The sequence below is a fragment of the Delftia lacustris genome (assembly GCF_040267515.1).
Lineage (GTDB): Bacteria > Pseudomonadota > Gammaproteobacteria > Burkholderiales > Burkholderiaceae_C > Comamonas > Comamonas tsuruhatensis.
Genome location: NZ_CP141274.1, coordinates 3,194,923 through 3,216,323, shown reverse-complemented (window position 1 = coordinate 3,216,323; position 21,401 = coordinate 3,194,923). Strand labels below are relative to the sequence as shown.

Below are 21,401 nucleotides of genomic sequence, written 5' to 3'. Positions count from 1 at the left end.
CGCGCCTTGATTGGCGGGCTGGCAGGCAGCTTCGCGACCCCACATTAGTGTGAGCAGGCCCTACCGTACCAGGGCGTCTGGGGGCTCTTGCAAGCAAACCACAGGGTGACGCCATCGCGCTTGATGCGTCGTGCCCAGGCCTTCAATCTTTCACCGGCTGTCATGGATATACGAGGTTGTGACCGGGCTGGATGATGGCGGCCGGCTGTTGCCGTTGGGGCTGCGCCGCCAGGCCCGCGCAGCACTCGATGATATGGAACGCCAGCCCGCTGCGCGCGGTGTCCTTGTATCGGGTCTTCATGTCCGTATCGCCACGGCCCCGTGCCTGTGGCCGCAAAGGCCCGCAGCACGGTGGTGTCGGCTGGCCTGGGCCCACCAGGGCACATGGCTGCACTGACTGGCAAAGCCTTGTCACCGCCCTCTTCCCCATTCCAAATCCATATCAACTGCACTCAAGACATGCATCTCGTATATGCATCTAGGAATAATCTGAAAATAATCAGTCACCAGCCTTTCTGCTTGACTTTCAGATACCCAAGAAATCAAATAGCCGGACTCCCACAACGGAATTCCCAGGCCATTGATTGACATTGGCCTTGGGAATGATTGCGAACGCGAAATTCCCACTCTCACACCTTGATCGGACCTGATTTCTCACAGGACTGAGGGTAGGCTTGCGTTCGTGATTTTTCTGGCATTTGGCAATCCACCATTCCCTTATTCATTCCATTAACCATTCGCTTGCAGGCCATGGCAACATCCACCGATCTCACCCGCCCGTATATCAGCTATGAAAAGGCCTTCAACAGGCAGATCACCCGCGCCATGGACAGCCAGCAGGTGGACGTGGTGGTACTCACGCCGCAAGAGTTCCTAGGCGTCCTGCAAGACAGGTCGCGCAATGACCCGCGCCTGGCGGCCAGCCTGCGCGCCATCCTGGCCCAAAGCGCCCTGGGCAAGTATTGGACGCAGACGGCCAGCCCCAATGCCGGCAAACCCTGGACCATCCCCGCCTCCATGCTGGCCAATGACGCGTACCTGTTCACCAGAACGCTGATTGCATTGCGCCTTGCCGGTGCGCGCACCTATGTCAAGGCAACGCCCAAAGGCACCTATATCATCATCACGGGCCGAGCCGGGTTTCGCGGCAATCTGCTGCAGGGCACGCGCTCTCTTACCACCAATCCCCGCATGGTCCAGATGGGCCTGGGCATGCGCGGCCTTCAGGGCGTGGCCAGAGGGGGCTTCATCTTGAGCTTGGTCGTTGGCATCGGCGTGGAGACATTGGACTTCATCTTCAACGACGAGAAAACCATGCATGACCTGGTGGGAGGGATTGGAGTGGAGGCGGTCAAGGCGGGGTTGGCGACGATGGTTGGCCTTGGAGCAGGATTAGTGGTGGGCGTAGGTGCAGCAACTCTTGCCATCTTGCCGTTAGTCACAATGGCTGTCGCAGTGTTCTTGTCTGGGATAGCTTTGAATAAAATTGACGAGATTTGGGATATAAAGAAGAATGTGATTTTCGCATTAAAAATGCAAACAGACAGTACTCCCCATGGAATATATCGCATCAATCCCAATGCTGTGACTGAGAAAAAATTAAATATTCAAAGTGAAAGAATAAAATACAATTATGCATCATCGGAACCAAATAATATCTTGCTACTTCCTATCAACAGGAAAAATTGACGGATATCAAAATGAAAACAAACAACTTAACCGAGATTAGAAAATCATTAATATATGGGATTCCATCAATTCTATTTGTTTTATTTTTTCAATTTGGAATACAGAAAATTCATTTCTAAAAACAATCGCCGATCTAAAAAATTCAGCCCCCTCGGTAAGAATCACACCTGGTGATTTGGTCGGGGTATATTTCCCGATAATGGGATTTACGATACTTGTATCAGTGATACAAAAAGCAATCCCCTGCAAAGCAAGCACTCAAATAATCTCAGAGCGCATTCTTGCGATCTCTGTAATCACAGGCGGAGGAATTATGCTCTTCTGCCTTCTTGTTGTTACACCTTTTCAGTATTACGCCATGCCAAGATTAGGATATACACGCTGCAATATATTAGAAGGCCATCCAAATATTTATTTTTCAGACTGGGTGAAAAACCCTGACTGGTGCGTACGCGGCAAAAGCAGGGAGTGGGTTAATGAGCAAGCCCGTCTAGGCGGTAGCCCCGAGCTAAATCCATAAAAAAAAGTGCAGATCACAAGGCCTACATCTTTCTGACCTATCCGCGTAGTGTGGTTGCATGTGTGTCAGAACAACTCCTCGCTGGCTCCCCAGAAATCACTAGGCTTCCGCGCAAACACTAGGCCCAGTCTTTAGCAGCGGTGGCGGCAGCGAATAACGGTCGCATGAAGCAGGTACTGGACCCGAAACGCCCAGCCATGGCCTTAGAGTGGCTAACACCACCGATCCACGAAGCGTGCACAGATGATCGCCGCTGCCAGTTTTAGCAGCGCTTCGTGGATATCCAGTCGTCTTTCAAAGCGGATTCGCAACTTGCCAAAGCCTGCAAACCATCCATGGGTCCGCTCCACCACCCAGCGATGCTTGCCCAGTCGCTCGCTACTCTCAACGCCTCGCCTGGCAATGCGGCTGGCGATGCCCCGTTGTCTCAAGTGCGCACGGCAACGCTTGTAGTCATAGCCCTTGTCGGCGTGCAACTTCGATGGTCTTTTGCGGGGGCGCCCTCCCAAGCCTGCAATCGCAGGAATCGCGTCCACGCACCTCTCGAACATCTTGGAGTCGTGCCGGTTCGCGCCGCTGACCAAGATCACCAGCGGGATGCCTCTGGCATCTACGACGATGTGCCGCTTGGAGCCGAGCTTGCCTCTGTCCGTGGGGTTGGGGCCCGTTTCCTGGCCCCCCGGGGGCTTGGTACCGAGGAGCCATCAATGCTAGCCCGGCTCCAATCAATCTGGTCATGTTCACGCAAGCGAGTCAACATGGCCTGGTGCAGCTGCTCCCAGACACCAGCAGCGTTCCAGTCGCGCAGGCGGCGCCAGCAAGTCATGCCGCTGCCGTACCCAAGGGATTGGGGAAGGTCTTCCCACGGAATGCCTGTTTGCAACACAAACAGGATGCCGTTGAGGGCGGCTTCATCGCTGACTGCGAGCTTGCGCGCACCGCCTTTGGCGGAAGGTACGAAGGCAGGGATGAGGGGTTGTAGTTGTCGCCACAGTTCTTTGCTTACAGGTCGTCGTGCCATGAGGGCAGCGAGCATAACTGCTCTGCGGGGGTCTGTGACGAAGTGGTGTTAGCCACTCTTAATGGCACCCTCTACCGGGATAGATTTAAATAGAATCGATAAACACCGGAAATAAAAACATTATTTCCTAATAACCGACCATGCCTGATCAGTCGCAAAATTTATGAGTCTTTAAATGGACAAAAGAAATTTAACCGAAATCAGAAAATCACTAATATGGAGTATTCCACTTTTTCTTCTGCTTCTAGCAATGTCAATTTGGAGTATTTTCTATTCTCTATATGAAACCGTAGATGTTTTAAATAAACTCGCCCCATCTGTAAGAATCACACCATTTGATCCAATTGCGTTGTGTGTGCCAATAATTTCAATCACAGGAATTATCATTGCAATACAAAAATCAGTCCCCTGTACAGAAGACGCTATAAAAATCCCAACGCGTATTTTTTTATCCGCCATAGCCGTTGGAGTTTTTATTATGTTTTTCTGTATTTTTGCAATTACGCCTTTTCAATACTATGCCATGCCAAAACTGGGCTATACACGCTGCAATATTCTGGAAGACCACCCCACCATTTATTTCACAGACTGGGTAAAGAATCCCGCCTGGTGCGTGCGAGGCAAAAGCCGGGAATGGGTCAAAGAGCAAGCCCATCTTGCCCAATGACCAGATGATTTTTCCCGGGTAGGTAAAGAGGGTCGAATGGCCTACCGGCCCAGGAACAGGCGGGTGGCGCGCAGGCCCAGGGGCGTCCAGTGCAGGCCCGGTGACATGGCCTGTACCAGCAACTCATGCTGGGCCGCTGGATCTAGCGTGGGGTAGCGCTGCTCGAAGAGCATCAGATCGGTGTCCAGTTCCTGCGCGCTGCGACCCGGGTCCGGTCGCGCGCCACGGGATGTGCGCAGGCGCTCGGCCACGCGAAAGCTCATGCGCCGCGCCGGTTTGCCGGGCTCGGCCACGGATTCGAAGGAGGCGCCATCCGCACTGGCCGGCCCACGCAGCCAGTCATGAATGACTTGCAGCTCATAGGGAGAGAAAACACCAAACATCTCTGCCCGCTCGCCCTGCAGCAGCTGCCAGAAGCGGCTTTCCTCAGCAGGCCGGTTGCGTTGTATCCAGCGTGCCTGCTCCAGCGCGGCCAGGAAGGCAGGCATGTCCTGCGGACGGGACAGCCAGTCATTGACGCTGCGGCCGGCCACCTTGCAGAAGTCCGAGTGCGCGCCATGCCCGGAGGGCGATTTGCGCGCCAGGATGCGCACCACCTCAGCTTCGATATCGAACGACCTGATCACGTCCAGCGTGCTGGTGCCCGTGTCTGCCAGCCGGGCACCTGCGCGTACGCGGCGCCAGTATTCGCCGCCATCGTCAATGCGCGGCGCGTTTTCCCAGGCGGCAATGCAGGCGCGCCGGGCATGGCCGGTGTCGGCGTTGTCCACAGTGACATGCAGCGTGAAGTAGTAGGGATCTATTCCCAGTTCATTGAGTTCGTAGGCGGTGATGAGCAGGTGCAGCGGCAATTGCTCATAGCCCAGGTTGAATCCCACGATCTCGGGCAGGAACTGCTGCGCATTCCAGCCCAGCGCCAGCTGTACCAGCCCCTGGCGGTACAGGTCGTCGGGCAGGTCCTCCACGGGGTCAAGGCCATGCCGTCGCCCAGTTCTTCCACATAGGTGGTGACCAGGTCCGACATGCGTGAGTTGCCCGCATGCGCGCACAGGCCGTAAAGCCAGGAACCGTCCACCAACTTGGTAGGGGCCACATTGCGCAGGAAGTACAGCGCATGGGCGCGGTTGCCGAAGTAGCGGCGTGCCGCACCCGCCTTGCGCTCTGCCAGGTAGGCCTGGTACTGGGCGTGCACTTTTTCGACATTGGCACGCATCCAGTCGGTCAGGTGCTCCGGGTTGTCCGGCAGGCCATCGGCATCGGCAGAGGTCTCGGCGATCACGCCGTGCAGGAAGTCCGCAGCAGCCTCGCGCTCCTGTTCGGTGGGCAGATGGTTGGCCAGGCGCTCGTAGAGCGGCATATGCAGGAAAGAAGGCTCAAACGTGCCTGCGCCGGCGGCCGGTTCGGTACGTGGGGGGTCCAGCAGTTCTGTGTTCATGGTGGGGCTTTGGTCCGTAACGCCTTCAGGATGCGGTGTGGCCCTCGGTACAGCCATCGGGCCAACGCCTTCCTGTGCGTCGTAATACGCCTACCCTTGGCGCAGGCGCCCGGGCCGGACCGCCGTCGCCCTGGCGCCCGCGCTCATGGCAGCGGAACAGGAACCGGCCCGGCCTTGCCGGCGAGCATTGGCTGGTACTGGGCGCCGGCCTGTTGGCCCTGCGCTGGGCCCGGTTATGGATAAGCGCGGCGCCTTGCTGATACTGAGATAAAGCCGGTCTTCCTGCCGCTGCCCGGCCATCGCCTCACGCTGGCGCTCAGCGCGCATCTTGGTGCCCACGTGTACTCCCCCTCCCCACCACCTCAAACCCCATATCCTGCGCTGCCGCCGCCACGCCACCGGCCATGCGCGCAATCAGTACCTCTGCGCCCAGGCGGCCGATGGCGGCGCCGTCCACGCGCACGGTGGACAGGGCGGGCCAGGCGTCCAGCGCCAGGGCCTGGTCGCCAAAGCCCAGCACGCCGAATTCCTCGGGCATGCGCAGGCCCAGTGCGTGGGCGTGGGAGAGAACGCCTTGCGCCAGCGCATCGGAGCTGCAGAAGACGGCATCGGCCTCCGGTGCCTGGGCGCGCAGGGCGTTCAGGGCATCGCGGCCACGGCCGGATTGGGGGATGGCTTCCGAGAAGACGATTTGCGCAGGAACCGGGGCACCGGCTTCCGCGGCGGCGCGGGTGAAGCCCAGGGCGCGGCGGGCGGCGCGGCTGTCGTCGGCGCGCAGGATGGCCGGGCGCCGGTAGCCGCAGGCGGCCAGGTGGCGGAAGGCGGCACGGCCCGCGTCTTCCTGCGAGAAGCCGACCACCATGTCCAGCGGATGGGGCTGGTAGTCCCAGAGTTCGACCACGGGCACGTCGGCATTGACCAGCAGGCGCCGCGTGCGGGCCGTGTGCTCGGTGCCGGTGAGCACGATGCCGTCCGGGCGGCGGCTGAGCATGGCGGCCAGCCAGGTTTCCTCATGCTCCGGGTCATAGCTGGAGATGCCCAACGTGGTTTCATAGCGCTGCGCGGCCAGGGTGTGGATGAGCGCATCGAGCATGTCGGAAAACAGCGAGTGCCCCACCGAAGGCACGATGGCCGCCACCAGCCGCGTCTGGCGCGAGGTCAGCCCGCCCGCCAGGGAGTTGGGCACGTAGCCCGATTGCTCCACGGCCTGCGCCACGCGCAGCCGTGTGGCCTCGGCCACCAGTTCAGGCCGGTGCAGCGCGCGCGAGGCGGTGATGGGCGACACGCCGGCAATGCGGGCCAGGTCCTTGAGCGTGGGCGCATTGGCGTTGCGCAGGGTGCGGAGGGTCATGCGAGGCCTTTGCCTGGAATGGCGATGGAGAGGCGGCTTGAGGATGATTGCGTGGTCATGTTAACGATGATGTCCATCAGCACGGTCTGATTGTTTCCCCTCGTACGTCCGAATGGAGAGCGCTGCCTTTGCTTGAAATGATTGCGCAATCATTCAAGAGGAGACCACCATGTGCCCTTCGTTCTCCAACCGCCGCAGCGCCATGGCGCGCCTGCTGGCTGCGGCCCTGGCTCCGGCCTCGATGCTGGCCGCGGCCCACGCCCAGGCACAGGCTGCCTGGCCCATCAGGCCGATCACGCTGGTGATTCCCTTCCCTCCCGGTGGCCAGACCGATGTGGTGGGCCGGCTGGTGGGAGAGCGCCTGTCGCAGCGCCTGGGCCAGCCCGTGGTGGTGGAGAACCGGCCCGGCGTGAATGGCTCGCTGGCCTCCGAGGCCGTGGCGCGGGCGCGGGCCGATGGCTACACGCTGGTGATTGGCGGGCCGGGCACGCATGCCATCAACCAGCTGGTCAATCCCAACGTGAAGTACGACGCGCGGCGGGATTTCACGCACATTGCCATGCTGGGGCGCGGGCCCATGCTGCTGCTGGCCTCGCCCAGGCTGAAGGTCGCTTCGGTGGCCGATGTGGTGGCCCTGGCCCAGGCCAGCCCCGGCACGGTGAATGTGGCGCTGACGGGCATTGGCTCGTCCAGCCATGTGACGACGGAGCTGCTGCGCCAGGCGGCCGGCGTGAGCTTCAACAACGTTCCCTACAAGGGCGATGTGCCCGCCATGACCGATGTGATGGGCGGCCAGGCCGACCTGCTGTTCGTGCCCGCCACCTCGGCCGTGGGCTTTGCGCAGGCGGGCAAGCTGCGTGCGCTGGCCGTGGCAGGCGACCGGCGCCTGGCGGCCCTGCCCGATGTGCCCACCATGGCCGAGGCCGGCCAGCCGCAGGTCGTCAACTATTCATGGACCAGCCTGGCGGGGCCGCCGGGCATGCCGGCCGATGTGGTGGAGCGGCTCAACCAGGCCTGCCAGTCCCTCCTCGCCGACTCCGAGGTGGTGGCCCGCCTGGCCGCCATGAGCAACGAGCCCACGCCGGGCACGCCCGCCCAGGCCGCCAGCTTCATCGCCGCCGAGGTGGCGCGCTGGAGCGAGGTGGTGCGCAAGGGAAACATCCAGGTCCAATGAACAGCTTCAGGAGAGTCCCCATGAGCATGCTGCTCGCCAATACGTTCAAGCGCGAGCTGCGCGAAGGCCGCCCGCAGATCGGCCTGTGGTCCACCATTCCCTCCCCCTTTGTCTGCGAGATGATCGGCGGCGCGGGCTACGACTGGGTGCTGCTCGATACCGAGCACACGCCCACCGACGTGCCGCTGATGCTGGGCCAGCTGCAGGCCGTGGCCGCCGCCCTGCCCGCACCGGGCGCCCCGCTCGTGCATGCCGTGGTGCGGCCCGCCTGCAACGATGCAGTGCTGATCAAGCGCTACCTGGACCTGGGCGCCCAGTCCCTGCTGCTGCCCTTTGTGCAGAACGCGCAGCAAGCGCGGGATGCCGTGCGCGCCATGCGCTATGCACCCCAGGGCATGCGCGGCATGGGCGGTTCCACTCGCGCGGCCAACTTCGGGCGCACGGCCGACTATGTGGCACGTGCGGCCGATGAGCTGTGCCTGCTGGTGCAGGTGGAGACGGCCGAGGCGCTGGAGCAGATAGAGGCGATTGCGGCCGTCGATGGCGTGGACGGCATCTTCATCGGCCCCGCCGACCTGTCGGCCAGCCTGGGCTATCCGGGCCAGGCGCGCCACCCTGTGGTGAACCGGGCCATCGACCAGGCCATCGCCCGCATCCGCGCCTGCGGCAAGGCGCCGGGGATCCTGATGGTGGACGAGGCACGGGCGCGCGAATGCCTGGAGCTGGGCGCGCAGTTCGTGGCCGTGGCGCTGGACACGCTCTTGCTGCGCGACGGGCTGGATGCGGCGGCGGCGCGCTTCAGGAAAGGGCCGCTGGCCGCGAACCCGCCAGGGCCTGCATCCACTGCCGGCAGCTACTGAGGAGCCCCACAACCATGACACGTTCCCCCGAATCCCTGCGCAGCGCACGCTGGTTTGCTCCCGATGATTTCCGCTCCTTCGGCCACCGCTCGCGCATGCTGCAGATGGGCTATGGCTACGAGGACTGGATGGGCAAGCCCGTGATCGCCATCGTCAACACCTGGAGCGATGCCAACCAGTGCCATGCCCACTTCAGGCAGCGCGTGGAAGACGTCAAGCGCGGCGTGCTGCAGGCGGGCGGATTTCCGCTGGAGCTGCCGGCCATCTCGCTGTCGGAAAGCATGGTCAAGCCCACGACCATGGTCTATCGCAACTTCCTGGCCATGGAGACGGAGGAGCTGCTGCGCAGCCACCCGGTGGACGGCGCCGTGCTCATGGGCGGCTGCGACAAGACCACGCCGGGGCTGACCATGGGGGCGATCTCCATGGGCATTCCCTTCATCTACCTGCCGGCCGGCCCCATGCTGCGCGGCAACTGGAAGGGGCAGGTGCTGGGCTCGGGCTCGGACGCCTTCAAGTTCTGGGACGAACGCCGCGCCGGCCGGCTGGACGAGCAGGCCTGGCGCGAGATGGAAGCCGGCATTGCCCGCAGCCACGGCACCTGCATGACCATGGGCACGGCGGCCACCATGATGGGCATTGCCGAGGCCGTGGGCCTGGCGCTGCCCGGCGCTTCGTCCATTCCGGCCGCCGACGCCAACCACATCCGCATGAGCGCCGAGTGCGGCCGCCGCATCGTGCAGATGGTGTGGGAAGACCTCACGCCAGCCCGCATGCTCACGCGCGCGCATTTCGAGAACGGCATTGCCTGCGCCATGGCCATGGGCTGCTCCACCAACGCCATCATTCACCTGATCGCCATGTCGCGGCGCGCGGGCCATCCGGTCAGCCTCGATGACTTCGACGCCTTCAGCCGCCGCGTGCCCGTGATCGCCAATATCCGGCCCAGCGGCGACCGCTATCTGATGGAGGACTTCTTCTATGCAGGCGGCCTGCGCGCCCTGCTGGAACGTATCCGCCCGCATCTGGACACCGGGGCCATGACGGTCAACGGCAAGACCCTGGGCGAGAACATTGCGGGCAGCCAGGTCCATCAGGACGACGTGATCCGCGCCCTGTCCAGCCCCATCTACGCCGAAGGGGCGCTGGCCGTGCTGCGCGGCAACCTGGCGCCGGACGGCGTGGTCATCAAGCCCAGCGCCTGCGCCCCGCACCTGCTGCGCCACACGGGCCGCGCCCTGGTATTCGACGACTACCCCAGCCTCAAGCAGGCCGTGGACGACCCCCATCTCGATGTGAACGGCGAAGACATCCTGGTGCTGCGCAACGCCGGCCCCAAGGGCGCGGGCATGCCCGAATGGGGCATGCTGCCCATTCCCACCAGGCTTCTCAAGCAAGGCGTGAAAGACATGCTGCGCCTGTCCGACGCCCGCATGAGCGGCACCAGCTACGGCGGCTGCCTGCTGCACTGCTCGCCCGAGTCCGCCGTGGGCGGGCCGCTGGCCCTGGTCAAGACGGGCGACCGCATCACGGTGGACGTGCCCGCCCGCCGCATCCACCTGGAAGTCAGCGACTCAGAACTCGCCACCCGCCGCGCCGCATGGACGCCCCCGCCCGCGCGCTACGAGCGCGGCTATGGCTGGCTGTTCGGCCGCCATATCCTGCAGGCCAATGAGGGATGCGATTTTGATTTTCTGGAAACGGGCTTTGGGAGGGCTGTGCCGGAGCCGGATATTTTTTGAAGCATGCAAATCAATTCTTTCTTTCAGACTTCCCTATATGATGGAAAGATTTTTTGATCCACATTGCATCAGAATATTGAAACCATGAAAGCAATTGAAAAGCAATTTTCCCAATGGGTCGACGAAACACTGTCCGGCGATCTGCCAGAAGGAATCGCAGCATTCCACTTCAATCTGTATGACTCGCCCACATCGCACGAGCTCCAGATTGTGGGCTGCCCGACCTACGACCCGCAGGACCCGGACTGGGCGTGCGATGACATATTCATGTCCGACGATCCTCACTTCGAGTTGCCGCATGAAGTCGTGGGAAGCGATTGGGAGAAAGGACTTGCTGCTGCCAGGAAACTGCTTGGCTCCTACGTGGCCTCGGAAGCGGCAGGAGCCCTTCGGCTGCGCCATTCGCAAGCGGTGAGCGCCGGTTTTGTGGATGGAGAGCTCCACCTCATCTGGGCGCGAGATGCGTAATTGATGAATTCAGCTGGCGGGCAATAGATTTCATCCAAAAACTGGAATCCTGGGCCTGCAAGCAAGGCAGGCTTGTATATGTATCCGCTTTTGCTGACGGCGCAGTCCTACATTGCCGTTGGTCTTTGTCGTGAATAGTGGCTCTGTTCTCAACAAGGATTGACCCAAAGAAGCCAATGAAATAGCCATATTCGATTGAATATTTCTTGGTCACAATCATTTGTGCAGAAGTATTTTCGATAGCTATTTCCAATAGCGACTCGCCGTTTCCCAGTCCACGCGCACGCAATGCCCCCTGCCCTCCCGGGGCAGCAGCTTCCGTTGCCTTGCACCGCCGTGGACCTCAACCCAGAAGCAGAGGTGGCTGTGGACTTTCTCAGAAGCATCTTTCATCAGGCTCCGGAAATCGCGCTGTTCGCGGCCTTGGCGCTCGGTTACTGGGTGGGCAAGTTCAGGTTCGGGTCGTTCCAGCTGGGGGGCGTGGCGGGGTCGCTGCTGGCGGCGGTGCTGATCAGCCAGGTGGGCGTGACCATTGATTCGGGCATCAAGGCGGTGCTGTTTGCGCTGTTCATCTATGCCGTGGGTTTCGAGAGCGGGCCGCAGTTCTTCCGTTCACTGGGGCGGCAGTCGGTCAAGGAGATCCTGATGGCCCTGGTGGTGGCCGTGTCTGGGCTGGTCACCGTGGTGGTGATCGCCCGGGTGTTCCATCTGGACAAGGGGCTGGCGGCGGGACTGGCAGCGGGCGGGCTGACGCAGTCGGCCATCATCGGCACGGCGGGCTCAGCCATCGAGAAGCTGGGGCTGGCGCCCGACGAGGTGCAGCGCATGCAGGCCAATGTGGCCATCGGCTATGCGGTGACCTATATCTTCGGCTCCTTCGGCGCCATCATCATGTGCGTGAACGTGCTGCAGTGGCTGACGGGCCGCAAGATCCGCGAGGACGCGATCCAGGCCGAGCAGGAGCTGCTCAAGGGCGTGCGCGTGTACGGAACCGGCGAGTCACCGGCCGTGCCGGATCTGGTGGGGCGCATTTTCCGCGTGGGACAGGCAGGCCGCACCGTGGCGGAGCTGGAGGCCAGCGCCACCGCCAGCGGCGGCACGGTGACGGTGGAGCGCATACAGCGCAGGAACGCGATGGTGGGCGTGGACGGCAGCCTGGCGCTGGAGGCCGGCGACATCATCTTGCTGGTGGGCCGGCGTGCGGCCGTGGTGGCGCTGGGCGCCTCGGTGGGCGAGGAGCTGCAGGGCGCTGAGGGCATGGACGTGGTGATGGTGCGGCGCGACGTGGCCATCTCCAACAACCAGTACCTGAACCGCAGCGTGAAGGACATCCTGGACAGCCTGTCGCAGGAGTTCAAGCACGGCGTGTATGCGGTGGCGCTGATGCGCGCGGGCACGCCGGTGCCGATTGCGCCGGCCACCATGGTCATGCCGGGCGATGTGGTGACGCTGTTCGGCACGCCGCAGGATGTGCAAAAGGCTGCGCAGTCGGTGGGCCCCATCATCGTTCCCAGCGACAAGACGGACTTTGTCTTCCACGGCCTGGGCATCACGGTGGGCCTGCTGATCGGGCTGCTGGTGCTGCGCCTGGGCTCCATTCCCATCACGCTGGGCAGCGGCGGCGGCGCCCTGCTGGCGGGCCTGCTGTTCGGCTGGTGGCGCAGCCGCAAGCACACCTTCGGCAACATGCCCACGGCCGCCTCCACGCTGCTGCGCGACCTGGGCCTGGCCGGCTTCGTGGCCATGGTGGGCCTGCAGTCGGGCCAGCAGGCCGTGACCACGGTGATGCAGCAGGGCCTGACGCTGTTCCTGCTGGGCGTGGTGGTGACCATCGTGCCGCTGTTGATCGCCATGCTGTTCGGCAAGTACGTGCTGCGCTATGACAACGTGGCCGTGTTCGCGGGCTCGCTGTCGGGGGCGCGCAGCGCCAACCCGGCGTTTGGCGAGATTCTGGACAAGGCCGGCAACTCGATTCCCACGGCACCGTTCGCGATCACCTATGCGCTGGCCAATGTGTTCCTCACATTGCTGGGGCCGCTGGTCATTGCCTTTGCCTGAACACCCCGGATCTATCCCCAAGGACCACCAAGGACCATCACAAGGAGCTGCGCAATGAGCAAGGATTATCGGAGTCTGGCGAATTTGAGCCCGTTCGAACTCAAGGACGAACTGATCAAGGTGGCCTCGGGCAAGGCCAACCGCCTCATGCTCAATGCGGGGCGCGGCAATCCCAACTTCCTGGCGACCACGCCGCGCCGGGCGTTCTTCCGGCTCGGGCTGTTCGCGGCGGCGGAGTCGGAGTTGTCGTACTCCTACATGACGGTGGGCGTGGGCGGGCTGGCCAAGCTCGACGGCATCGAGGGCCGCTTCGAGCGCTTCATCGCCGAGCACCGCGACCAGGAGGGCGTCAAGTTCCTGGGCAAGTCGCTGAGCTATGTGCGCGACCAGCTGGGGCTGGACCCCGCCGCCTTCCTGCACGAGATGGTGGACGGCATCCTGGGCTGCAACTACCCCGTGCCGCCGCGCATGCTCACCGTGAGCGAGCAGATCGTGCGCCAGTACATCGTGCGCGAGATGGCAGGCGGCGCCGTGCCGCCCGAGTCGGTGGACCTGTTCGCGGTCGAGGGCGGCACGGCGGCCATGGCCTATATCTTCGAGAGCCTGCGCATCAGCGGCCTGCTCAAGGCCGGCGACAAGGTGGCCATCGGCATGCCGGTGTTCACGCCGTATATCGAGATTCCCGAACTGGCCCAGTACGACCTCAAGGAAGTGCCCATCCACGCCGACCCCGACAACGGCTGGCAGTACTCCGACGCCGAGCTGGACAAGCTCAAGGACCCGGACGTCAAGATCTTCTTCTGTGTGAACCCCAGCAACCCGCCGTCCGTGAAGATGGACCAGCGCAGCCTGGACCGAGTGCGCGCCATCGTGGCCGAGCAGCGGCCCGACCTGCTGATCCTGACTGACGATGTCTACGGCACCTTTGCCGATGAATTCCAGTCCCTGTTCTCGGTCTGCCCCCGGAACACGCTGCTGGTGTATTCGTTCTCCAAGTATTTCGGGGCCACGGGCTGGCGCCTGGGCGTGATCGCGGCGCACAAGGACAACGTGTTCGACCATGCACTGTCGCAGTTGCCCGAATCGGCCAAGAAGGCGCTGGACCACCGCTACCGCTCGCTGCTGCCCGATGTGCGCTCGCTCAAGTTCATCGACCGCCTGGTGGCCGACAGCCGCGTGGTGGCGCTGAACCACACGGCCGGCCTGTCCACGCCGCAGCAGGTGCAGATGGTGCTGTTCTCGCTGTTTGCGCTCATGGATGAAGCGGACGCCTACAAGCAGGCCCTCAAGCAGCTGATCCGCCGCCGCGAGGCCACGCTGTACCGCGAGCTGGGCATGCCCCCGCTGGAAAATCCCAACTCGGTCAACTACTACACGCTGATCGACCTGCAGAACGTCACCTGCCGGCTCTATGGCGAGGCCTTCTCGCAATGGGCCGTGCAGCAGTCCTCGACCGGCGACATGCTGTTCCGCGTGGCGGACGAGACCGGCATCGTGCTGCTGCCGGGCCGGGGCTTCGGGTCCGACCGCCCCTCGGGCCGCGCCTCGCTGGCCAACCTCAACGAGTACGAGTACGCGGCCATAGGCCGCGCCCTGCGCCGGCTGGCCGACGAGCTGTACGAACAGTACAAGGCGCTGGGCAAGGAGTAGGCCCTGCGCACAAGGCCCGCACGGCTCATCGCCCGCACGGCTCATCGCAGCTGTCGGGCCTTGACCACCAGCAGCGCCCCGGCCATCAGGCCCACACCGGCCAGTTGCACGGCGTCCAGCGCACGCCCGTAGACGGCCCAGTCCAGCACGATGGCCGTCAACGGATAGACGTACTGCAGCACGGCGATGCGGCCCAGCGTGAGGCGGGCCATGCCTGCAAAAAGGATGGCATAGGCCAGGCCGGTGTGCAGCACACCTAGCCCTGCCAGCCAGGCCCAGGATGACGGCGCCTGCGGCCAGCCATGAACCAGCGGCACCCACAGCAGCAGCACGGTGCCGACCGCGCATTGCCACCAGGCCAGCGCAAACGGCGTGACCACTTTCTCGGTCTTGGCCAGGATGGTCACGGCTGCATAGCACAGCGAGCCGGCCAGGCACATGAGCAGTCCGGACACATGGTCCGGTCCCCAGGCCGCCGCATCGCCACCCAGCAGCCCCGTGGTCAACACCAGTCCCAGCAACGCCGCCAGCATGGCCGCCACCTGCCGTGGCGCCACGGCCTCGCGCAGCACCAGGGTGCCGAACAGCATGATCCACACCGGCTGGATGTGGAACACGATGGTGGCTACGCCAATGGAGGTGCGCGGTATGGCCGCAAAGAACAGCGCCCAGTTCAGCACCATGAGGACGCCGGTCGCCGCCACCACCGGCCAGCTCCTGCCGCGCACGCGCAACTCCCGCACGCGGCCCGTGGCCAGCCCCCAGGCCAGCAGCGCCAGGGCACCGAAGGCGCAGCGAAACAGCACGGTGACCAACGGGTGCTGGCGGGCCTCTTCCACAAATACGCCCACGGTGCCCAGCAGCACGCCGCCCGCGATCATCAGCCACTGGCCGCGTGTCTCCTGCGCTGTGGGAGCGGCTTGTGCGGTCGCGGCGGAGGCTAGGGATGCGGCCTGTAAGGAATGGGTTCTGTCTTGCATGGCCACGATCGTCTCGTGGCAGCAAATTCTCGTAAAGCAAATAGTTTGCAGGTTTAGTATTCGATATTCGAATCCATGGAGCATGCCGTGAACCACCCCGACCTGCAGATCGACTGGCTGCGCGCCCTGGTGGCCGTGGTGGATGCGGGCTCGCTCTCGGCTGCCGCGCCGCTGCTGCACCGATCACAGGCCGCCGTGAGCATGCAGATCAAGAAGCTGGAGACCACCCTGGGCCGGCCCGTGCTGCTGCGCGGCCCGCGCCATCTGCAGCTCACGCCCGCAGGCGCGGAGCTGCTGGGCTATGCGCGGCGCATGCTGGAGCTGCAAGCCCAGGCGCAGGCGGCCCTGTTCGGCCCCGACCTGTCCGGGCGCGTGCGGCTGGGCGTGCCGGACGACTACGCATCCACCTATCTGACGCCCGTGCTGCGCAGCTTCGCGGGCCGCTACCAGGGCGTGGAGATCGAGCTGACCTGCGAGCAGTCCACCGCACTCATCCCGCAGGTGGTGCGCGGCACGCTGGACCTGGCCCTGGTCTCACGCGACAGGCCCCAGCGCGGGCGCCTGCTGTTCCACGAGCCCCTGGTCTGGGTGGGCGCGCCGCAGCACGAGGTGTGGAGGAAGAATCCCCTGCCGATTGCCGTCTACGAGGCCGCCAGCCTGGCGCGCACGGCCGCGCTGTCCAGCCTGGCGGCCCAGCGGCGCGCGCACCGCGTGGTCTATCACAGCTCCAGCCTTGCCGGCCAGCTGGCAGCCGTGGAAAGCGGCCTGGCCGTGGCCGTGTTCACGCGCTGCAGCGTGCCCCCGCACTTGCAGGTGCTGCAGAACCTGCCGGCCGGCTTCGAGCTGCCGCCGCTGGTGTCCATGGAAGTTTCGGCCCTGCGCAGCAAGGCCTCGCAGGGCTCGGCGGCCGTGGATGCCATGTACGAGCAGTTGATTGCGACGCTGGGCCAAGCACCTCAGGAACTGACCAAGGCCTGACGCCTGGCGAGGTTCGGCAAGCATTCTGCGCACGCATTTCGCTGTATAGCTGCGCTCGCGCGTTCCCATGCGCGAGCAATGGCTGGCCGCAGGGGCTGCGCCGGGCAACTTCCTCAATGCTGCGCACCAGTTGGGCTTTGGTGCCATCGTGCTCAGTGGCGAGCGCTGTTTTGACCCGGCCCTGCATTCAGCGCTGGGTTTGCGCGAGGGCGAGCATCTGGCCGGCTTCATCAGCCTGGGCTCCATCACCAGCCAGCCATCCCCGCGCGCAACGGTGGCGCCCTCTTCCATGCGCACGGCATGGCAGGCGGAGCAGGCAGCAGCGGTCACGTCACAGGCCCTTCTCCAGCCAGACGGCAACCACGACAGCCACGGCAGCGATCTTTGAAGCCGCAGCCGGCGTGTGCAGGGTGGCGCACAAGTGGCGCTAAGGTGGCGCGCAGGTGGCGCACTGACTGCGCGGGGCGGTTAGAGTTGCGGGGCTGCTGCGCCCTCTTTTCCATCACGGAACAAGCTTTCATGATCATCCGGCCCCGCCCCCACTGGCTGCGCATGCTCTTCGTGCTGCGCGGCTCGGTGCTGCCCGACATCCTGCCCCAGCTGATGGCCGCCACCTTGTTCGCCGTGCTGGTCACGGCCCTGCACGGCCAGCTGTTCGCGTGGAAGGTGCCGCTGAACTTCGTGCCGTTTTCGCTGATCGGGCTGACGCTGGCCATCTTCCTGGGCTTTCGCAACAGCACCAGCTATGCGCGCTATTGGGAGGCGCGCACGCTGTGGGGCACCCTGCTCAACGAGACGCGCTCTCTGGTGCGCCAGGCCCGGACCTTGACGGACGCGCCGCAGCACGCCCCGGCCCTGGCCATGGTGCTGGCGGCCTTTGTGCATGCGCTGCGCCACCAGTTGCGCGGCACCGATGCCGCGGCCGACATGCGCCGCCTGCTGCCCGCCGCCGACTGCGAGCGCCTGGCCACGGCGCGCTTCAAGCCTGCCGTGCTGCTGCTCATGGCCGGCGAATGGCTGCAGGCGCGCCGCCAAGACGGCAGCCTGCAGCCGGTGCTGGTGCCCGCCATGGAGGCGCCGCTGTGCAAGCTGGGCGAGGCGCTGGGCGGCTGCGAACGCATTGCGGGCACGCCGATTCCCTTCACCTATGCGGTGATCATTCATCGCACCATCTATCTGTACTGCCTGCTGCTGCCCTTCGGCCTGGTGGATTCCATCGGCTTCATGACGCCGGTGATCGTGGCCTTCATCGCCTACACCTTCTTCGCGCTGGAGGCCTTGGGCGCCGAGCTGGAGGAGCCCTTCGGCACGGCACCCAACGACCTGGCGCTGGACGCCATGTCGCAGATGATCGAGGCCACGCTGCGCGAGCTGACCGGCGAGGTGCTGCCGCCTGCGCCGCAGCACAAGGATGTGCTGTTCCTGACCTGACCCCGCCTGCCGGCCCGGACAGCGCCAGCGCCAGCGGCACAATCTGCCACCCGCATCACAGGAACAGGACAAGCGCCATGACGGAGACAAGCAAGGTCAAGGGACCGGCCTCGTATTTCCCTTCCATCGAGAAGACCTACGGCCAGCCGATTGCGCACTGGATGCACCTGCTGCAACAGCAGGACACCCGCAAGCACATGGAACTGGTGGGCTGGCTCAAGGCCCAGCACCAGATGGGGCACGGCCATGCGAATGCGCTGGTGGCCGTGTTCCTGGCGCAGGCCTGACCTGCACCCGGCAACCCTCAGCCGATGGCCGTGCCGAAAGCCTGGCGCACGGCGACACCCGCTTCGTCAAACAGGCGGCGTGATGCCGGCGCCAGCCCCAGCATGTGCATGCAGGCGTGCACCATGCCGGGCAGGCGCACGGCCTGCACCGCCACACCGGCCTGCGCCAGCCGCTGCGCATAGGCTTCGGCCTCGTCGCGCAGCGGGTCGTATTCGCAGCTGATCACCGTGGCAGGCGGCAGGCCTGCCAGGTGGTCCGCGCGCAGCGGAGAGACAAGTTCGTGCCGCCCCGATGCCGCATCGCCCAGGTACGCGCCATAGCAGTACTCCATGGCCGCACGCGTGAGGTAGTGGCCCTCTCCAAACCGCTGGAACGACGGCGAGTCCATGGCCGCGTCCAGTGCCGGGTACAGCAGCAGCTGGTGGGCGATGGCCGGTGCGCCCGCCGCCCCCCAGCCCTCTTGTTGCCGTGCCAGCAGGCAGGCAGCGGCCGCGAGGTTGCCGCCCGCGCTGTCTCCGGCCACGCCGATGCGCCTGCGATCCAGGCCCAGCGCATCGGCCTGCTCAAAGGTCCAGGCAATGGCATCGCAGAAGTCATGCAGCGGCACGGGAAAGCGGTGCTCGGGCGCCAGCCGGTAGTCCACCGAGACCACGACGGCGCCCGTTGCCATGGCCAGTGCGCGGCAGGGGTTGTCGTAGACCTCCAGCGAACCCAGGCACCAGCCGCCGCCGTGGGCGAAGACCAGGGCGGGCTGGGGCGTGGGTGTGTCCGAGGCCAGCGGCCGGTAGATGCGCACGCGCAGCGGCGCACCGTCGCGCGCGGGCAGCGTGAAGTCTTCGGTGCGGGCCATGGCCTCGGCCGGGCCATGCAGGGCGCGCAGCCCGGCATCGGTGGCCTCGCGCAGCTCCGCCAGCGTGGGCGGCGTGGGCGGGGCCACGGCCTGGGTTGCCTGCGCCAGCTCGGCGAGATAGCGCGCAATGTCAGCGTCCAGGCCCATGGTCACAGCGTCCTTTGCAGGAAGGGCAGCAGTTCGGCGATGAAGGGCTCGGCAGCCTCCTCCATGATGAAGTGGCCGCAGCCCGGCACGATCACGCCCGACAGGTCATCGGCATGGCCGCGCAGCGTGGCCAGCGGCGCATCGGCCGTGGCGTGCTCGGCGCCAATGGCCAGCACGGGCATGGCCAGCGGGCGCAGCGCACGCTCGCGGTTCTGGCGGATGGTTTCGGGAATGGCGCGGTAGTAGGCAAAGCCGCCGCGCAGGCCACCGGGCGCCGCATAGGCATCGACATAGACGTCGACGGCCACGCGGTCGCGCCGCAGCGACCAGCGGTTGAACATGAATTCCAGGTAGGCACGCTCGCGCCCCGCGATCAGGGTCTCGGGCAGGTCGGCCAGCTGGTTGAACATGAAGTGCCACAGGAAGATGTTCTGCTCTGGCGGCGCAAAGATGCTGGGCTCGGGCGCCAGGCCGGGGATCACGGCCTCGGTCAGCGCCAGGGACTGCACGGCCTGCGGCTGGTCGCTGGCCAGCGCATAGGCCACCCACATGCCCACGTCGTGGCCGGCGACCTGGTAGCGCTCATGACCCAGCGCCAGCATGGTGCGGTGCAGGGTCAGCGCGATGGAGCCCGTGTCGTAGCCGGTGTCGGGCCGGTCGGAAAAGCCCGTGCCCGGCGGATCGACGGCAATGGCCTGGAAGCCCTGCGACGCCAGCGCCTGCATGACATGGCGCCAGGCATACCAGGTCTGGGGCCAGCCCGGGATCAGCAGCACGGGCGCGCCCTGCCCGGCCGTGATGCAGTGGATGCGGCGGCCGTCGATGCGCACGTAGTCGTGCGAGAACTCGCAGGCCTGGTCTTCCTGCTTGCGCAGGGCGTTCGATGTGAAAGCGTTCATTGTTGGATTCTTTTTGAGGTTCTTTGGCTGCGGGCGTGCTCAGGCGATGCCGAGCATGGCGTTGATCTGGCGCTGGTCCACGGGGGCGCCGGCGAAGTCGTCAAAGATCTTGTCGGTCACGCGGATGATGTGGCGGTTGATGAAGTCCACGCCCTCGCGCGCACCGTCTTCCTGGTCCTTGAGGCAGCACTCCCATTCCAGCGAGGCCCAGCCCTGGTAGTCGTACTGGGCGAACTTGGAGAAGATGGCCTTGAAGTCCACCTGCCCGTCGCCCAGCGAACGGAAGCGCCCTGCCCGCTCCAGCCACGAGGAATAGCCGCCGTAGATGCCCTGGCGCCCGCTGGGCAGGAACTCCGCATCCTTCACATGGAACATGCGGATGTGCTCGCGGTAGATGTCGATGTAGTCGAGGTAGTTGAGCTGCTGCAGCACGAAATGGCTGGGATCGAACAGGATCTTGCAGCGCGCGTGCTGGCCCACAAGCTCATGGAAGCGCTCGAAGCTGGTGCCGTCGTGCAGGTCTTCACTGGGGTGGATTTCGTAGCACAGGTTCACGCCCTGCTCGTCGCAGGCGTCGAGGATGGGGCGCCAGCGGCGCGCCAGCTCCTCGAAGGCGGTTTCGATCAGGCCGGCCGGGCGCTGCGGGAACGGGAACAGATAGGGCCAGGCGAACGAGCCCGAGAACGTGCCCATGTCGCTCAGCCCCATGCGGCGCGATGCACGGGCCGACAGCTTGAGCTGCTCCAGCGCCCACGCCGTGCGTGCGGCCGGATTGCCGCGCAGCGCCTCGGGCGCAAAGCTGTCGCACATGGCGTCGTAGGCCGGGTGCACGGCCACGAGCTGGCCAAAGATGTGCGTGGTCAGCTCGCTGGCCACCAGGCCGTGCGAGGCCAGCATGCCGTTGACATCGTCGCAATAGGTCTGGCTGCTGGCGGCCGTGGCCACGTCGAACAGGCGCTGGTCCCAGGCGGGAATCTGCAGGCCCTTGAAGCCCACGCCGGCTGCCCAGCGTGCGATGTCTTCCAGGGAATTGAACGGTGCCTTGTTGTCGGCGAATTGCGCCAGATGAAGGCTGGGGCCCTTGATGGTCTGCATGTGATTTCCTTGCGTTGAGCTATTGTTTGTTGATCGACAAAGAATAGTATCACGCCAACGCGACTGCTTTTGCGAAGCCGATGCAAGACAGCATCACG

19 protein-coding genes and 1 pseudogene are annotated in these 21,401 nt (G+C 64.4%); 12 read left to right on the top strand and 8 right to left on the bottom strand.

Translation table 11 applies throughout. The features are described from left to right. Positions 1-160: 160 nt before the first annotated feature. Entirely contained in the window at positions 161-301 is a 141-nt protein-coding gene (locus U6958_RS16160; protein WP_156493770.1) for a hypothetical protein, read from the bottom strand. A gap of 449 nt (positions 302-750) precedes the next feature. Here U6958_RS16160 and U6958_RS16155 point away from each other — a divergent pair, with 449 nt between their 5' ends. Further along, the gene (locus U6958_RS16155; RefSeq protein WP_074924429.1) at positions 751-1,689 is read left to right on the top strand and encodes a hypothetical protein; all 939 of its coding nucleotides are present in this window, start codon (positions 751-753) and stop codon (positions 1,687-1,689) included. Between the two features lie 732 nt (positions 1,690-2,421). Here the strand turns inward: U6958_RS16155 and U6958_RS16150 are convergent. Beyond that, positions 2,422-3,230, bottom strand: a protein-coding gene (locus U6958_RS16150) for an IS5 family transposase (RefSeq protein ID WP_156815040.1) whose coding sequence is annotated in 2 segments (ribosomal slippage) — positions 2,422-2,900 and positions 2,900-3,230 — 810 coding nt in all. Because the reading frame shifts where the segments join, the coding sequence is not laid out codon by codon here. A gap of 175 nt (positions 3,231-3,405) precedes the next feature. On the opposite strand from U6958_RS16150, the gene U6958_RS16145 reads away from it, so the two are divergent. Then, the gene (locus U6958_RS16145) at positions 3,406-3,897 is read left to right on the top strand and encodes a hypothetical protein (RefSeq protein ID WP_074921261.1); all 492 of its coding nucleotides are present in this window, start codon (positions 3,406-3,408) and stop codon (positions 3,895-3,897) included. A 41-nt stretch (positions 3,898-3,938) separates the two neighbouring features. Here the strand turns inward: U6958_RS16145 and U6958_RS16140 are convergent. Beyond that, positions 3,939-5,332, bottom strand: a pseudogene (locus U6958_RS16140) (iron-containing redox enzyme family protein). 316 nt (positions 5,333-5,648) lie between these two features. Then, positions 5,649-6,683 (bottom strand): LacI family DNA-binding transcriptional regulator, encoded by a 1,035-nt coding sequence (locus U6958_RS16135; RefSeq protein ID WP_074921262.1) that lies wholly within the window; start codon positions 6,681-6,683, stop codon positions 5,649-5,651. 169 nt (positions 6,684-6,852) lie between these two features. Here U6958_RS16135 and U6958_RS16130 point away from each other — a divergent pair, with 169 nt between their 5' ends. The 6 genes from U6958_RS16130 (at position 6,853) to U6958_RS16105 (ending at position 14,635) form a co-directional block, all read left to right on the top strand. Beyond that, complete coding sequence (locus U6958_RS16130; protein ID WP_074921263.1) at positions 6,853-7,857, top strand: tripartite tricarboxylate transporter substrate binding protein; 1,005 nt, start codon at positions 6,853-6,855, stop codon at positions 7,855-7,857. 20 nt (positions 7,858-7,877) lie between these two features. Further along, the gene (locus U6958_RS16125) at positions 7,878-8,717 is read left to right on the top strand and encodes an HpcH/HpaI aldolase/citrate lyase family protein (protein WP_074921264.1); all 840 of its coding nucleotides are present in this window, start codon (positions 7,878-7,880) and stop codon (positions 8,715-8,717) included. Positions 8,718-8,731: 14 nt separating this feature from the next. Then, a complete protein-coding gene (gene araD / locus U6958_RS16120; RefSeq protein ID WP_074921265.1) occupies positions 8,732-10,459 on the top strand; it encodes an L-arabinonate dehydratase in 1,728 nt (575 codons plus the stop codon). Positions 10,460-10,543: 84 nt separating this feature from the next. Beyond that, positions 10,544-10,927 carry a hypothetical protein gene (locus U6958_RS16115; RefSeq protein ID WP_074921266.1) on the top strand — a complete coding sequence of 128 codons (384 nt, stop codon included), beginning with the start codon at positions 10,544-10,546 and terminating at the stop codon, positions 10,925-10,927. A gap of 366 nt (positions 10,928-11,293) precedes the next feature. After that, complete coding sequence (aspT, locus tag U6958_RS16110; protein ID WP_208607043.1) at positions 11,294-12,985, top strand: aspartate-alanine antiporter; 1,692 nt, start codon at positions 11,294-11,296, stop codon at positions 12,983-12,985. A gap of 54 nt (positions 12,986-13,039) precedes the next feature. Beyond that, positions 13,040-14,635 carry a bifunctional aspartate transaminase/aspartate 4-decarboxylase gene (locus U6958_RS16105; protein WP_016451742.1) on the top strand — a complete coding sequence of 532 codons (1,596 nt, stop codon included), beginning with the start codon at positions 13,040-13,042 and terminating at the stop codon, positions 14,633-14,635. Between the two features lie 41 nt (positions 14,636-14,676). Here the strand turns inward: U6958_RS16105 and U6958_RS16100 are convergent, their stop codons facing one another. After that, positions 14,677-15,615 carry a DMT family transporter gene (locus U6958_RS16100; RefSeq protein WP_074921268.1) on the bottom strand — a complete coding sequence of 313 codons (939 nt, stop codon included), beginning with the start codon at positions 15,613-15,615 and terminating at the stop codon, positions 14,677-14,679. Positions 15,616-15,690: 75 nt separating this feature from the next. Here U6958_RS16100 and U6958_RS16095 point away from each other — a divergent pair, with 75 nt between their 5' ends. From U6958_RS16095 to U6958_RS16080, 4 genes are all read left to right on the top strand, one after another. Then, positions 15,691-16,593 carry a LysR family transcriptional regulator gene (locus tag U6958_RS16095; RefSeq protein WP_074921269.1) on the top strand — a complete coding sequence of 301 codons (903 nt, stop codon included), beginning with the start codon at positions 15,691-15,693 and terminating at the stop codon, positions 16,591-16,593. 67 nt (positions 16,594-16,660) lie between these two features. Beyond that, positions 16,661-16,981 carry a nitroreductase family protein gene (locus U6958_RS16090; protein WP_074921270.1) on the top strand — a complete coding sequence of 107 codons (321 nt, stop codon included), beginning with the start codon at positions 16,661-16,663 and terminating at the stop codon, positions 16,979-16,981. Between the two features lie 131 nt (positions 16,982-17,112). After that, positions 17,113-18,024 carry a bestrophin family protein gene (locus U6958_RS16085; protein ID WP_017405160.1) on the top strand — a complete coding sequence of 304 codons (912 nt, stop codon included), beginning with the start codon at positions 17,113-17,115 and terminating at the stop codon, positions 18,022-18,024. Positions 18,025-18,101: 77 nt separating this feature from the next. After that, the gene (locus tag U6958_RS16080) at positions 18,102-18,311 is read left to right on the top strand and encodes a DUF4287 domain-containing protein (protein WP_016451737.1); all 210 of its coding nucleotides are present in this window, start codon (positions 18,102-18,104) and stop codon (positions 18,309-18,311) included. A 17-nt stretch (positions 18,312-18,328) separates the two neighbouring features. Here U6958_RS16080 and U6958_RS16075 read toward each other — a convergent pair whose 3' ends face one another. The 3 genes from U6958_RS16075 to U6958_RS16065 are packed head-to-tail and all read right to left on the bottom strand — an operon-like array spanning position 18,329 to position 21,303. Further along, positions 18,329-19,309 carry an alpha/beta hydrolase gene (locus U6958_RS16075; RefSeq protein WP_074921271.1) on the bottom strand — a complete coding sequence of 327 codons (981 nt, stop codon included), beginning with the start codon at positions 19,307-19,309 and terminating at the stop codon, positions 18,329-18,331. A 2-nt stretch (positions 19,310-19,311) separates the two neighbouring features. Beyond that, on the bottom strand, positions 19,312-20,208 hold the full coding sequence (locus tag U6958_RS16070) for an alpha/beta fold hydrolase (protein ID WP_074921272.1): 897 nt from the start codon (positions 20,206-20,208) through the stop codon (positions 19,312-19,314). 39 nt (positions 20,209-20,247) lie between these two features. After that, entirely contained in the window at positions 20,248-21,303 is a 1,056-nt protein-coding gene (locus U6958_RS16065) for a sugar phosphate isomerase/epimerase (RefSeq protein ID WP_016447053.1), read from the bottom strand. Positions 21,304-21,401: the final 98 nt, after the last annotated feature.